This is a genomic window from Mesorhizobium sp. NZP2234 (assembly GCF_013170765.1).
Taxonomy (GTDB): domain Bacteria; phylum Pseudomonadota; class Alphaproteobacteria; order Rhizobiales; family Rhizobiaceae; genus Mesorhizobium; species Mesorhizobium loti_D.
The window spans coordinates 5,537,741-5,551,733 of sequence record NZ_CP033364.1 but is presented as its reverse complement, the minus strand read 5'-3'; the positions used below and the strand labels follow the sequence as shown (position 1 = coordinate 5,551,733).

At 63.7% G+C, this 13,993-nt stretch carries 13 protein-coding genes; 3 read left to right on the top strand and 10 right to left on the bottom strand.

From position 1 onward, the window contains the following. From EB230_RS27335 to EB230_RS27325, 3 genes are all read right to left on the bottom strand, one after another. On the bottom strand, positions 1-867 hold the full coding sequence (locus EB230_RS27335; protein ID WP_056564727.1) for a carbohydrate ABC transporter permease: 867 nt from the start codon (positions 865-867) through the stop codon (positions 1-3). Continuing rightward, a complete protein-coding gene (locus EB230_RS27330; RefSeq protein ID WP_172374286.1) occupies positions 867-1,763 on the bottom strand; it encodes a sugar ABC transporter permease in 897 nt (298 codons plus the stop codon). The genes EB230_RS27335 and EB230_RS27330 overlap by 1 nt, the downstream gene beginning before the upstream one ends. A 125-nt stretch (positions 1,764-1,888) precedes the next feature. Further along, entirely contained in the window at positions 1,889-3,208 is a 1,320-nt protein-coding gene (locus tag EB230_RS27325) for a sugar ABC transporter substrate-binding protein (protein WP_172374285.1), read from the bottom strand. A 168-nt stretch (positions 3,209-3,376) separates the two neighbouring features. On the opposite strand from EB230_RS27325, the gene EB230_RS27320 reads away from it, so the two are divergent. Together EB230_RS27320 and EB230_RS27315 are read left to right on the top strand one after the other, a co-directional pair. Then, entirely contained in the window at positions 3,377-4,162 is a 786-nt protein-coding gene (locus EB230_RS27320) for an IclR family transcriptional regulator (protein ID WP_056564719.1), read from the top strand. Between the two features lie 65 nt (positions 4,163-4,227). Then, a complete protein-coding gene (locus EB230_RS27315) occupies positions 4,228-5,067 on the top strand; it encodes an amidohydrolase (RefSeq protein ID WP_056564716.1) in 840 nt (279 codons plus the stop codon). A gap of 65 nt (positions 5,068-5,132) precedes the next feature. Here the strand turns inward: EB230_RS27315 and EB230_RS27310 are convergent, their stop codons facing one another. The 6 genes from EB230_RS27310 to EB230_RS27285 form a co-directional block, all read right to left on the bottom strand. After that, positions 5,133-6,278 (bottom strand): extracellular solute-binding protein, encoded by a 1,146-nt coding sequence (locus tag EB230_RS27310; protein ID WP_081294759.1) that lies wholly within the window; start codon positions 6,276-6,278, stop codon positions 5,133-5,135. Positions 6,279-6,292: 14 nt separating this feature from the next. Continuing rightward, positions 6,293-7,453: a CaiB/BaiF CoA-transferase family protein gene (locus EB230_RS27305; protein ID WP_056564710.1), complete on the bottom strand. Its 1,161-nt coding sequence runs from the start codon at positions 7,451-7,453 to the stop codon at positions 6,293-6,295. A 2-nt stretch (positions 7,454-7,455) separates the two neighbouring features. Continuing rightward, on the bottom strand, positions 7,456-8,007 hold the full coding sequence (locus EB230_RS27300; protein WP_056564709.1) for a MaoC family dehydratase: 552 nt from the start codon (positions 8,005-8,007) through the stop codon (positions 7,456-7,458). A gap of 331 nt (positions 8,008-8,338) precedes the next feature. Continuing rightward, a complete protein-coding gene (locus tag EB230_RS27295; RefSeq protein WP_056564705.1) occupies positions 8,339-9,322 on the bottom strand; it encodes a Tim44 domain-containing protein in 984 nt (327 codons plus the stop codon). A 70-nt stretch (positions 9,323-9,392) separates the two neighbouring features. Further along, complete coding sequence (locus EB230_RS27290; RefSeq protein WP_056564702.1) at positions 9,393-9,692, bottom strand: zf-TFIIB domain-containing protein; 300 nt, start codon at positions 9,690-9,692, stop codon at positions 9,393-9,395. Positions 9,693-9,902: 210 nt separating this feature from the next. Beyond that, positions 9,903-10,892, bottom strand: a complete 990-nt coding sequence (locus tag EB230_RS27285; protein ID WP_056564699.1) for a zinc-dependent alcohol dehydrogenase family protein — start codon at positions 10,890-10,892, stop codon at positions 9,903-9,905. 102 nt (positions 10,893-10,994) lie between these two features. Between EB230_RS27285 and EB230_RS27280 the strand changes: the two genes are divergently transcribed. Next, a complete protein-coding gene (locus tag EB230_RS27280; protein WP_056564696.1) occupies positions 10,995-11,897 on the top strand; it encodes a LysR family transcriptional regulator in 903 nt (300 codons plus the stop codon). 21 nt (positions 11,898-11,918) lie between these two features. Here EB230_RS27280 and EB230_RS27275 read toward each other — a convergent pair whose 3' ends face one another. Continuing rightward, positions 11,919-13,946: a CocE/NonD family hydrolase gene (locus tag EB230_RS27275; RefSeq protein ID WP_056564693.1), complete on the bottom strand. Its 2,028-nt coding sequence runs from the start codon at positions 13,944-13,946 to the stop codon at positions 11,919-11,921. Positions 13,947-13,993: the final 47 nt, after the last annotated feature.

Genomic DNA, 13,993 nt, shown 5'->3' with positions numbered 1-13,993 from the left:
TCAGCCTTTCACCGCGCCGGAGGTCAGGCCGCCGACAAGGTGTCTCTGGACGATGTAGGTGAGGGTGAGCGCCGGGATGATCATCACCACCGCGAGCGCGCACATGCCGCGCCAGTCGATGGTGAACTCGGCCGTGTAGTCGAGCAGGCCGACCGGCAGCGTCTTGGCGCTGACCGAGCGGGTCAGCTGCGAAGCCAGCGCGAATTCGTTCCAGCAGGTCAGGAACGCAAAGATGGCGGCCGAGGCGATGCCAGGACCGGCGAGTGGAAACTCGACCTGCCAGAACGCCTGCCAGCGCGTGCAGCCGTCGATCTGGGCGGCCTCTGCCAGGTCTTTCGGCACCTGGCGGAAGAAGCCGTCGATCAGCCAGATCGTGAACGGCACGTTGAGCGCGACATAGGCAAGGATCAGCCCGAAATGCGTGTCGATGATGCCGAGCCGCACATAGAGGAAGAACAGCGGCAGCGACAGCGCGATGCCGGGCACCGTGCGCGTCAGCATCAGGCCGAGGAAGACGCTGGACTTTCCGCGAAAACGATAGCGCGCGAAGGCATAGCCGCCGGCCATGCCGATGGCGACCGCGATCACCGTCGAGGTCACCGAGATGATCAGCGAGTTGCGGAAATATTCGATGACTGGGATGCCGCCCTTGCCGATGCCTGAGAACATCGAGACATAGGCGTCGAACGAGACCTCTTGCGGGATCCACACCGGCGGCTTGGCCATGATCTCTACGGTCGGCCGCAGCGACGAGATGACGATCCACAGGCCCGGCAGGCAGATGATCAGCATCGCCAGGAACAGGCCGATGCGATAGACGATGCCGAGCAGCCGGCGCTTCAGGCGGGCGGAAGAATTCTCGTCCATCACCACTCCGCACCGATCTGCGTGCGCGCCGCGGCGAGCTTGTTGAAGAAATAGACGGTGAAGGCGATCGACAGCAGGATCGAGAAATAGGCCATGGCGTTGGCGATGCCCATGCGTCCATCGCTGTAGGCGGTGCGCGCAACCAGCGTCCACAGCAGCTCGGTGCGGCCCGCCGGTCCGCCATCCGTCATGATCTTGACGATGTCATAGGCGCGCGCAACGTCGAGCGAGCGGATGGTCATGGCGATATAGGCAAAGGGCATGACGAACGGCCAGGTCACATAACGGAATGTCTGCCATGGCGTGCAGCCGTCGACGCGCGCCGCCTCGATCGGCTCCTTGGGCATGGCGAGCAGGCCGGCCAGGATCAGGATTGCGAAGATGGCGGTCGACGACCAGATCTCGGCGATCGAGATGGCGATGAAAGCGAGATGGCCCTCGATCAGCCACGGTATGGCGTCCTGTGTGATGCCAAGCGACTGCAGGGCGTTGTTCACCAGCCCGATATTGTCGTTGAACATGAACTTGAACTGGAAGCCGACGAGGATCGGCGAGAACATCATCGGAAACATCATCAGCGTGCGCAGGATGCGCTGGCCGCGTGTCGCCTTCTCGACCAGCATGGCAAGGCCGAGGCCAAGCAGCATTTCGAGATTGAGCGCGATGGTCAGCAGCAGCACCGTACGGCCGAAGGCCCACCAGAACTCGGTATTGGCCAGGATCGAGAGATAATTCCGGACGCCGATGAAGACATAGAATGTCTCGGGCTTGGTCAGGCGGAAGGGTGTGAAGCTGGAATAGAGCGACAAGAGCAGCGGCACGACGACGACCGCCGCCAGCACGATGAAGGCCGGGAGCAGCAGCAGGAACGGCGCCGATGGCTTGAAGCCCTTCATCAGAATCCTTTGGGGTTTTGCTTTGCGTGGGTGGGGCGCCGAAAGGCGATTTGCACCGCGGAGCCTCCGACAAGACGCGATCGCCTCCCCCATCACCATGGGGGAGGCAGCCTTGGGAGACGGTTCTAGAGCTTGCCGGCGTCCTGCAGGATCTGGGTCGCCTTGGCGGCCGCTTCGTCCAGCGCCTGCTTGGAGGTCTTGTCGCCAAGGATCGCTGCCTGCAACTCGGGATAGACGGCATTCGAGATCTCGATCCATTCAGGTGTCTGCGGCACGGCGAAGGCATGCTTGGCTTCTTCCTGGAAGGCGGAGAGAACCTCCTTCTTGTAGGGATCGTTTTCAGCCTGCTTCAGGTCCCAGTCCCAAACCGCGGTGCGGGTCGGAAGCGGACCCGCGGCGGCCTCGAGCTTCTGGCTGTCCTCATTGGTCAGCCACCAGACCAGGGAAGCTGCGGCTTCCTTGTTCGGGCAGTTCTCGGTCACCGAGAAGCCGTGGAAGCCGGACCAGCCGGTGCGTTTGCCGGAAGACCCCTTCGGCGCGACTTTCACGCCGACATTGCCGGCGACCTTCGACGATTTCGGATCGTTGAAGAAGCCGGCCCAGCCCGGCCAGTCCAAATTGATGGCCACCGTGCCCGAGGCAAATCCCTGGCCGAGATCGTCCCAGAGGTAATTGGTGGTGCCGGCCGGCACGGCCTTGGCCTTGTAGAGGTTGACGAACCAGTCGAGCGCCCGGATGCCGGCCTCGGAGTTGAAGACAGGCTTGCCGTCCTTGTCGAGATATTCGCCGCCTTCGGCGACCACCATCTCGTAGAAACGGCCGTTGATCGCCTCTTCCTTGCCGGCGAACTGCGTGCCGTAGAAATTGGGCGGGTTGGCGAAGAACTCAGCCTGGTCGGTGACCTCCTTCCAGGTATCCGGCGGCACCAGGTCGTAGCCGTATTTCGCCTTGAACTTGGTCTTGTTATCGGCGTTTTCGTAGAGGCCCTTCTGGTAGTAGAGGGCAGAGACGTCGAACTGGGCGCGCGGCAGCATTTCCAGCTTACCGTCGATGGTCGCCGCCTTGATCGTTGACGGTACGAAGGCGTCGATCTCCGCCTTGGGCAGCAATTTGCTAAGGTCGGTGTAGAGGCCGGTGTACTGCGGCGCGAACGACGAGTGGTTCCAGCCGACACACCAGTTGGTGCTGCCCGAGGCGATATCGGACTTGAGCTCCTTGTCGATGTCGAAGCCGTTCTTCTTGGTCAGGATGTTGACCTTGGCGCCGGTCGCCTTCTCCCATTCGGGAATGCGCTCGTAGAGCTTCTCATATTGCTGGCCGCCGATCAGCTTCACGTCGACGGTCACGCCTTCGAACTTGCCGGGCAGGTCGCCGGCAAGGGCCGTGCCTGCACCAAATGCAAGCACCAATGCACCGGCGGAGACGCCGGAAAGCAGTCTGTTCATTGGTTTCCTCCCTGGGTGCGCCTTGGCGCGACCGCAACTTGTCCGCGTGACAAGAAGTGCTACATTCATATACAAACAAAACATTCATACGTACGTCAAGGCGAAATTTTGTTTCCGCCGGTCACGTTCCTGCGTATATGAAGGGCAGAATTCACTGGAGAAGTGCCCATGGATGACAGCGAAGACGAGCGCTATCGCGCGCCGGCGCTCGACAAGGGGCTCGACATCTTGGAACTGTTGGCCGGCGTCGATGGCGGCCTGACGCAGGCGGAAATCGCCAAGAGACTCGACCGCAGTCCCAACGAATTCTACCGCATGCTGGACCGGCTGGTGCGGCGCGGCTACGTCACAAGGCTGGACGGCGACCGCTACTCGCTGACGCTCAAACTGTTCGGCCTGGCGCAATTGCATGCCCCTGTGCGGCGGCTGGTTTCCTACGCCACGCCGCTGATGCGCGAACTGGCCGAGACGTCGCAGCAGGCAAACCAACTCGTTGTTTTTGATCGTGGTTCCGCCGTCGTGATCGCCCAGCAAGAGGCGCCGAACTACTGGGGCATCTCGATCCGGGTCGGCTCCCACATCAGCCTGTTCGATACCGGTTCAGGCCATGTGCTGCTCGCCTTCCGCTCGCAGGAAGAGCGGCAGATGATGATCTCCGAGCACGTCCGCAGCACCGACAAGACGGCGCAATCGGCCGAGTTCTTCACCCGGCTCGACCAGATCCGCGACCGTGGCTACGAAATGATGGCGTCGATGCAGACCGCCGGCGTCTTCAACCTGTCGGCACCGGTGCGCAGTTCCGACGGCAAGGCGATCGCCGCCCTGTCGATCCCCTACATCACCGTCATCAACACGCCTGCCGCGCCTGACATTACACGGACCATCGAACTCCTGCTGGCAACATGCGAGAAGCTGTCGCATCTGGCAGGTTCGACCGTTGGCTCATCGGTATGAATTCTTATTTGAATGAAGAATTCCTCCGTGAGATGATTTGACAACGCTGGGGGAGGAGCCTCGCCATGATCATCGACACTCATCTGCATCTCATCGATCGCTCGGCCTTGCGCTATCCCTGGCTTGCCGGCGTGCCAGCGCTCAACCGCGATTTCTCCTATGAGGACTATGCCACGGAAGCGCGGCGCGTCGGCGTCGAGCGCGTGCTGCATATGGAGGTCGATGTCGATCCGGCCGATATCGAGGCAGAGACCGCCCGCGTCCAGGGCCTGTCGCGGCAGGCGGGCAGCATGCTGGCAGGCGTGATCGCATCGTGCCGGCCGGAAGAGGCTGGCTTTGCCGCCTATCTCGAGCGCCAGCAGGCAAATCCGTTCGTCAAGGGCTTCCGCCGCGTGCTCCACGTTGTGCCCGACGACCTCTCGGAAGGCGACCTGTTCCGTGGCAACATCAAGCGGCTTGGCGGCACCGGCCTGACCTTCGATCTCGTCGTGCTGCCGCACCAGATTCCCAAGGCGGTCGCGCTGGCCGACCTGGCGCCCGATGTCCAGTTCGTCCTCGACCATTGCGGCGTTCCCGACATCAAGGGCAATGGCAAGCACCCATGGCGCGAGCACATGAGCGAGATCGCGCGACGCCCGAATGTCATGGCCAAGATCTCCGGCGTCGTCGCCTATGCCGATCCTGGCAACTGGACGGTCGAGACGCTGCGGCCCTATGTCGAGCACACCATCGCAGCGTTCGGCTGGGACCGTGTCGTCTGGGGCAGCGACTGGCCGGTCTGCACGCTTGGTGGCGGGCTCTCGACCTGGGTTGCTGCTACCCATGCGCTGCTTTCCGGCTGCAGCGTCGCGGAGCGCGAGGGATTGTTGTCTGGTAATGCCCGCAGGCTGTGGCGGCTTGAATAAGCTGGGTCGCCTCGGCTTCTCGCTGGGTCGTGGCCTGCAAACATCGGCCCTTCGTTTGTTTTCGTTCAGGCTCCTTCACCGGCAGCGCCGGATACCTGTGCGAGGGAACTCTCCCGGAACAGGCGATTGAGATCGGCAACGACCTGGGCGGCTTTGTGCCCGGAAGTCATGCCGGAAAGGATGCGGTCGGACGCTGCTTGCTGGAACGCCATGTAGCCGTCATGGCGCGGCCGCACCCATGCGCCCTCGAGCGTTGCGCGTGTACCGCGATAGAAATTGCCGGTCGCGGCGTTGACGGTCTGATCCTCCCAGCCCGCGGCATGACCCGGCTGTCCGCCGGCGGCGGCATACGGGCCGCGCTGGACATCGCCGCTGGCGACCCAGTAAGCGAAATCGATCGCGGCTTCTTTTGCCTGGGAAAAGGCCGACACCGCTATGCCGGTGCCACCAAGCGCCGAGCCGATTGGGCCGTTGGAGCCGACGGCCGGGATGTCTGCAAAGGCAAGCCGGTGCGCGCGAAACCCTGATATCGCATAGGACACATAGCCGTAGATCAGCGGCGCGCAGACGATTTTGGAATCCGCCTCCGCCATACGTTCGGAAACCGCGATCGGGTCCATCTCGAAACAGGCCGGCTCGACCAGCGCGGCGATCGCGCGCATGGCCTCGAAAATTTGGCTGCCGGTTTCGATATCGATGAGATCACCGGAAGGATCGGTGGCGCAAGCGTGTCCGAGATTGCCGGCCAGCGTGTAGAAAACCATCAGCACATGCGGCGGCCTCAACGGCAATAACACGCGGCCTTGCCGGGCGAGATCGAGCACCTCGCTCCAGCGAGCCGGCGGCGTATCGAGCGCATCCGGCCGCCAGCCCTGGACCTGGCTGGCGGCATCGATCGGGAAGGCCCATTGCCGCCCTTGCCAGCTATAGCTCGGATAGGATTGGCCGACGCTGCCCGAAGCGAGCGCGGTGCGCTCCGCTTCGCGGCCGGCGACATCCAGTGGCGCCAGGCAGCTTTCCGCCGTGATCTGGCCGACATGCGGATGGTCGATGACGATCAGGTCGTAGGCGCGGGCCAGCTCCTCGACCGGGAAGGATTCGAAGTCCTGCAGCGAGCGCTTGTCCCACTCGATAGCGACGCCGGTTTTCCGCTGCCAGAGAGACGAGCAGGCAACCATCGGATCATAGCCGCGCGGATGGCTCCAGGTCATGCCCTTGAGCGTGGTCAAAGGCCGAACTCCGCGCGGATCGCCGCGCTGTGTTCGCCGATGCGCGGTGCGGCGCGATCGACCTTGGCCCTGATGCCGTCGACCCTGAGTGGCGAACTGGTGGTGAGGATAGAGACATCGTCCTCGCGTGTCACCGTCTGCAGCATGTCTAGCGACTGAAATCCCTCGCTTGCCAGCATCTCCGGCCAGGTCAGTACCCTGGCGCACCAGATGTCGGCTGGCTCGAGAATGGCAAGCCATTCGTCGATGGTCTTGGTGGCGATCCGTTGCGCGATGATCGCCTTGATGTCGTCGCGCGCGGTGAACCACGAGGCCGGTTTGTCGCGATAGGGCGCCAGCTCATTGAGCGACAGCAGATCGGCGAGTTTCGGGATCGGCGTCATGGCGATGGAGAGATAGCCATCCTTGGCCGGGTAGACGCCATAAGGTGCCGAGAGATAGGCATGCGCGCTGCGGAAGCTCGAGCGTCGCGGCAGGCGGCGGCCGTCATTGAGATGCGTCGTCAGCACCTCGAACTGGAAGTCGACCAGCGCCTCGAGCAGGCTGGTTTCGATATGGCTGCCCTGGCCGGTGATGCCGCGCCGCACCAGGGCGGCCAGAATGCCTTGCGCGCAGGCAGCACCCGCCAGCATGTCGCCGATCGCAAGCCCGAACGGCACCGGTCCCTGGTCCTCGTCGCCATTCAGCCACATCACGCCGGAGCGCGACTGCGCCAGCAGGTCCTGGCCGGGCCGCTTTACCCATGGACCCTCTTCGCCATAGCCGCTGATCGAGGCATAGACGAGCCTTGGATTGATCTTGCGGACCGCCTCATAGTCGAAGCCGAGCCGCTCGATGACGCCTGGCCGGAAATTCTGGATCAGCACGTCGGCCTTGGCCAGAAGCCCGCGCAACGCCTTTAGATCGGCCTCGTTCTTGAGGTCGATGGCGAGACTTTCCTTGGCCCGGTTGATGGCGTGGAAGATGGTGGAGTCGCCACCGATCTCGGTGTCGCTGAGATAGAGCCGGCGCGACAGGTCGCCACCGTCCGGGCGTTCGATCTTGATGACGCGGGCGCCGAGATCGAGCAGCCGGAGCGAGCAATAGGGCCCGGACAGGAACTGGCTCATGTCGACGACGACGAGACCGGCGAGCGGCAATTCGGCTGCTGCCGGCATCCTCATTTCTCCGTCTTGCCGACGAAATCGGCGGGGTTGCGATACTTCACCGTCTGCAGGTGCTCGCAATACAGAACGAGTTCGCCTTCGCCCTTGAACACTTCGTAGCTGGCGCGGATCAGCCCCATCTCCTTGTAGCGGGGCTTCTTGTCGAGGTTGGAGCGGATCGAATAGATCGTGTCGCCAATGAAGACAGGCTTTATGAAGCGGAGCTTGTCATAGCCGTAGGAAAAGGCGTTGACGCAGTTGGTGGCGACCAGCCCGAGGCCCGCCGAAAAGACGAAGGCGCCGGCGATCAGCCGCTTGCCGAAAATGCCTTCGCTCTCGGCGAACATCTGGTCTTGCACGTAGGGGTGGATGTCGAGCACCAGCGTGTTGAACAGATGGCTGTCGCCCTCGGCCATCGTGCGCCGCAAGGAGCGGATTTTCTGGCCGACCGGCCAGTCTTCGTAGAACCAGTTCTCGGCATTCCACACCGGCAAGGCGGCGTGCTCCTCGGGCATGTTCCTCGGGTGCGTCGAGGCGACCCCCACGGTCGGGGCGAAGTCGGTCATGGCTGGCTCCGGCGGTCTCGCAGGAGGCTCCGGGCAACCGCTTGAATACCGCTGAAAGCGCTTGGCTGCACGGCGTCTCCTCCCGTCAATCTTCTTTTGTAAATAGTATTTTCACATATGGGGTTGCGTTGCAAGCGAGGGCAGGCGAAATTTTGACCGGCCCCGCACGCCCAGGCGCAGGCGGGCAGGGAGGAATCATGAGCACGGACTGTCTGGTCTTCGTCGGCAGCCTGAACCGACACCGGACGCGCCATCGAGATCGGCACGCCGATGTGCGTCAGGATCGTGCGCTGAGGGGCTTGCAGCGCCCCTCCGGATGAACTGGCCGGGCTCAGGCCTGCTGTATGGCCGAGAGTTTCCAGCTCGAGCCGTTCTGACGCGTGAATGTCCATAGCTCGGTCGTTTCGGTCGGATGGCCCTCGTCGCCCTCGACGACCTTGCCGCTGGCCCGTTCGCGCATCACGTCGCGAGACTCGTAGCGCAGCGCCGCCGTGGCGTAGTCGCGGTCATCCTCGCGCCAGCTTTCGGCGATGTCGGCCTGCAGCAGAGTGATGTCAGAGACCTCGTTCCTGAGACCTTTCTGGGCATTGTCGGCCAGTTCTTCCGAGAGATAGGACACCATTTCGGGCGTCGTTGCCTGGCGCAGGGCGGCATGGTCTTCGCGCCCGAAAGCTTCCTGGACGTCGGTCAGCAACTGCTGAAACGCATCGAGGTCGCTCTGAGCCAGTGTGATCTCCTCGGAGACAGCAGTGGCCGGAGAGCCTCCGCCCGAACCAAAGCCGGGGATTGAGAACGAGCCTGCCGCCTGCTGCTGTCCCGTTGCGCGGTTCTCAAATCGCGACGCCTGGACATTGCCGGCACCGGCGAGCGCTGGCGCGGGGCCACGCGCGGATTGCGAGCGGAAGAAGCGGATGGCCAGCATGATCGCGCCACCGATGAGCAGGGCCTGGAGCAGGAAGCCGAACATGCCGGCCAGGCCGCCGAAGCCTTGGCCCAGGAGCAGCCCGATCAGGCCACCGATCAGCAGTCCGCGCATCATCGTTCCGCCGAAGCCGCTCATGAAGCCCGGCCTCTGCGGGCCGGCCTGAGGCTGCCGGGCGGCAGGGTTCACGCCGGTGTTGGGCGTCATCGAACGCTCGACCGGAGCGGTCGGCGCCGGAGCGGTCCTTGTCGGCGGCGCCGACTGGAACGTGCGCGTGCCGCGGCTGCCGAAACTGCCGCCGCGCCGCGCTTCGGCATGATCGATCGCGACCATGGAGAATGCGAGGAACAGTCCGGCAAACAGGGTTGCAAATCGGCTGGTGCGAGACATCATCGGAAATGAACCTTTATCGATGTGGTTTTGGAAATTTTCAGCAAACGTCGGCCCGGGCTCCGGAGCCCGGTCAATCGAACAATTCTTCGAAGAATGATTTCTTCCGCTTGGGATAACGGTGACCCTGCGAGCGCGAATAATCGTCATCGCGGCCATGGCCTTGCTGCGGCTGCGAGAAGGCTGCCGGCTGCTGCTGCAGCGCGGGCGACGCCTCCCTGCCGGAACGCTCGATGATCTTGTCGAGTTCGCCTCGATCAAGCCAGACGCCGCGGCACTGCGGACAGTAGTCGATTTCGATACCCTGGCGTTCGCTCATCACAAGCGCGACGCGGCAGGAGGGGCAAACCAGGCCAAGGAGGGAAGATGTCATACGGGGCTCCAAACCGAAAGGATTGAGCCCGCTTGACCTAAAAGGATGGAAACGGGCCCGTTAAAGCGGTCCGACATCACGGTCGCCATTGGCGACAGTCAGAGGGGCCCGGCCCGCACCAGTCAGTTAGGAACGCGGAGCCGCGCCTTCAAGGGCGATAGTGCCGGCCCGGGTGATTTGTTTGCCGTTGCTCAGACCGTCACCACGATCTCAGATCGTCACTACGATCTTGCCGAACTGGTCGTTCGATTCGAGATGGCGATGCGCTTCGACGATCTGGTCGAAGGCAAAGGTCCTGTCGATGATTGGCCTCAGCGTGGCTGTCTCCAGGCCCTCGAGGATGAACGTCTTCGCTGCCTCCAATTTCCTCGGGTCGCCGGTGATCTCGTGGACGAGGTAGCCACGCAGCGTCAGCGTCTTGCCCAGCACGGCAGCCAGGGGAAACGGCGTCGGCTCGCTGCTGAGGCCGCCATATTCGATCAGGATGCCGCCCTTTGACATCGCTGCCGTCAGCGGCCCGAAGATCGGGCCGCCGACTGCATCCAGCACGACGCGCACGCCTTTCGGTCCCACGATTGTGTTCAGCCGTGCGGTGAGATCCTCCTCGGCTAGGGTCACAACTTCAGCCGCTCCGGCATCGAGCAAGGCCTGTTTCTTCGTCGATGTCCGCGTCACCGCGATGACTGCCGCGCCAACCTTGTTGGCGATCTGGATCGCGGCAAGCCCCACGCTGCTTGAGGCCGCGGTGATGACGACGGCATCCCCATCGCCAAGTTTGGCAATGTCGATCAGCGCGCCATAGGCGGTGAGGTATTGCATCCAGACAGCCGCCGCCGTTTTCCAGTCGAGCGACGGTGGGTGCTTGACGAGCAGCGCGGCGGGATAGGTGACCAACTCGCCATAAGCCGGCCAGCGCACCATCGATTGCGGCGGGATGACGCTGACAGCGTCGCCCGGCGCGAAACCCTTCACGCCTTCGCCCACTGTTTCGACAACCCCCGCCGCCTCGAGGCCAAGCCCGGAGGGCAGGGCGGGTGTCTCGATATAGGTGCCGGCGCGCAGCAGCGCTTCGGCGCGATTGATGCCGAGTGCCTTGATACGGATTTGAACCTCGCCCGGAGCCGGTGGGGAGAGGTCGACATCCTCGATGCGCAGAACCTCGGGACCGCCATGCTGGTGGAAGCGGACAACACGTGCCATTCGGGTTACTCCAAATTATCTGAACCGAATGAGCTATGCAGATAAAGGTTTCATGGATAAATGGGCGTAGTGATAAAGCAGTAGAAACCAAGGGTTTCGAATATGGATCGACTCGAGAGCATGGCCGTGTTCGTCAAGGCGGCCGATCTTGGCTCGTTCGCGGCTGCTGCGGTCGCGCTCGACCTGTCCGGACCTATGGTGGGCAAGCACGTCCGCTTTCTCGAGGAACGGCTGGGGGTGCGCCTCATCAACCGCACCACGCGCCGTCAGAGCCTGACCGATTTCGGCCGTGCCTATTACGAACGCTGCCGGGTCGTGCTGGCCGAGGCGGAGGCCGCCGACGCGCTGGCCGCCGACCAACTCTCCGAACCGCGCGGAAAACTGCGCGTCACCATGCCGGCGCATTTCGGCCGCCACTGCGTCACCCCCGTGCTGCTGCAACTGGCACGGCAATATCCGATGCTGGAACTAGACCTGTCGCTCAGCGACCGCTTCGCAGATCTTGCCGAGGACGGCTACGATCTCGCCATCCGGACCGGCGATCTGGACGACAAGGCTGGCGTGATCGCGCGCCGTGTCGCGCGCCAGGGCATGATCGTTTGCGCGGCGCCCTCCTATCTGCAACGCCATGGCGAACCGCGGCGGATCGAGGATCTCGCCGACCATCAGGCAATCGTCTATCGCCGCCTCGGCCAGGTCGTTCAGCCCTGGCTGTTTGCGCGTGAAGGGCAAACTGCGCGGGAGATCGTGCCCAGCGGCCGGCTGCGGCTCGACGATCTCGATGCCATCGCCGATGCTGCGGTCGAAGGCATGGGGCTGGCGTGGCTGCCCTGGTGGCTGGTGCGCGAGCGCATTCGAACCGGTGCGCTGGTGGCGCTGTTGCCGGACCAGCCGCGCTATCCCTACGACTGCCACGCCCTTTGGCTGCGGACGCCGCATCTGCCGCTCAAGGTGCGGCTCGCCGTCGACGCGCTGGCGGCCGCCTTGCCGAAATTGATGGCGTGATCGCGAGCCGTGCCGGGCCTCTCAGTTGAGGTCGCGCGGATACTCCTTGACCTCGCTCCGGTCGACGACCACCTCGTTGCGATCATGCGCGGTGATGTGGGTCTCGATCCGCCAGACATCGCGCAGCGCGCGCACCGTCGCCTTGACCGAAACACGCGCTTGCCAGTCGCCTCTGCCGTAGGATTTCTCCCATGTGCAGGTGCCGACCGCCGTGTTCGGATCGTCGGGGTGGATGGTGAAGCGGTCGACATGCCTTGCCGAAAGGGTCATTCCCGTATGCGGGTGCCGCACCGTGCCGCCGTCATTGATCACCTGGTAGACGGTTTCGCCGGTGACCTGGTCGGTCGACACCGAGCGCTGGAAGCCGTCGCCCTTGGCCAGCACCTCCTGCTCCATCGGGCTGGCGCTCTCCGGGCCGAGAAATGCTCCCAGCGTGTCATCCAGCTTCTGCGGCGCGCGCACCGGCAGGATCAGCCGGCTGTCGCCGCAATGGATCGACAGCGTCGCCTGTTCGGCCGTCGGGAAGACGATCGGCCAGTGCGACGTCGCCAGCGCCAGCCGGATGCGCTCGCCGGCCTCGAAACGCTGTCCGCAGCAGCGCAGCTTGATGCGCGCTGTCTCCGCTTGCCCTGGCACCAGCGGCTCGATCTCCAGGTCGTCGTTGCGATGGCTGAGGTTGAGGATACCGTAGCTGACGCGTGAGGCCGCACCGTCCGCGAACACCTGCGACAGGGTGGCGGAGAGGAGCGCGACCGGTTTGTCGGAGGCGAGCTTGACCTCGAACTCGGGGAAGCCGAGGATCTCGACCGCTTCTGTCAACGGCGCCGTCTCGAAGATCAGGGCGTTGCCTTCCTCGCTCCGCTGGTCGACCGGCAAGGTCGGCATGACGCCGTAGCCACACCAGGCGCCTGAAGACAGTCCGGCCGTCTGTGGCGATGAAATCTCCAGGATCGCGTTATCGCCCTTGGCCTCGCTCAACACATGTGGAGCAAGGTTCAGCACCTTTTGCCCGACGCCCGGCCCTGGCCAGGAAGGCTCGGCCACCCAGCGGCCGGGCCGCTCATCATAGATCGCGGCCGGCCGCGCCGGATCCTGGATCCACGCGCGCAGCATCGGCTCGTCGGCAATGCCGGTATCGATCCCCTTCAGATACTGGTCCCACCAGCGCAGGCATTCCTGCAGGAAGCCCATGCGTGGGCCGGGCATGGCGAAGTGGGGATATTTGTGCCCCCAGGGGCCGATCAGGCCCTTGCGGGGACCGGGCAGGTTTTCCAGCATGCGGAAGATCGGGTTGGGATAGCCATCGGCCCAGCCGCCCACGGCATAGACCGGGATTTCGACATCGGCATAGTCCTCGCAGATCGAGCCATGCTTGTAGAAATCGTCGCGGCGCTGGTGTTCGAACCAGTCCTGCATCCATATGCCGTTGCCGTTCAGCCGCTGCTCCCACAGGTCACGCCAGCGGTCGCCGACGATCAGCGGATCAGGAGGCGTCATGGCGATCGCCCAGGCCGTCGTTCCCCACATCAGATTGTCGCACATCATGGCGCCGCCGAGGTAATGCACATCGTCATTGTAGCGGTCGTCGGTCGAGCACAGCGAGATGACAGCTTTCAGCGCCGGCGGGCGCCGGGCGGCGACCTGCAGCCCGTTGAAGCCACCCCAGCTGATGCCGATCATGCCGACGCTGCCCGAGCACCAGGGTTGCCGGGCCAACCATTCGATCACCGCCAGGCAGTCGTCCTGTTCCTGCTTCAGATACTCGCCCTTGCACAGCCCTTCGCTGTCGCCCGAGCCGCGCATGTCGACACGCACGCCGGCATAGCCGTGCCCGGCGAAATAGGGGTGCGTCAGCGCATCGCGTTCCACCGTTCCGTCGCGCTTGCGATAGGGCAGGTATTCAAGGATCGCCGGCACCGGATCGGCGTCGGCGTCTTCCGGCAGCCAGACGCGCGCCGCCAGCTTGATGCCGTCGGGCATCGGAATCCAGAGGTTCTCGATCTCGCGCACCTTGCGCGGAAAATCGGTGATGACGCGGATATCTTGCATGCGGCTCCTCTCGACGCCCCGGCCAATAGTTGTGCCGAGGGCTGTCC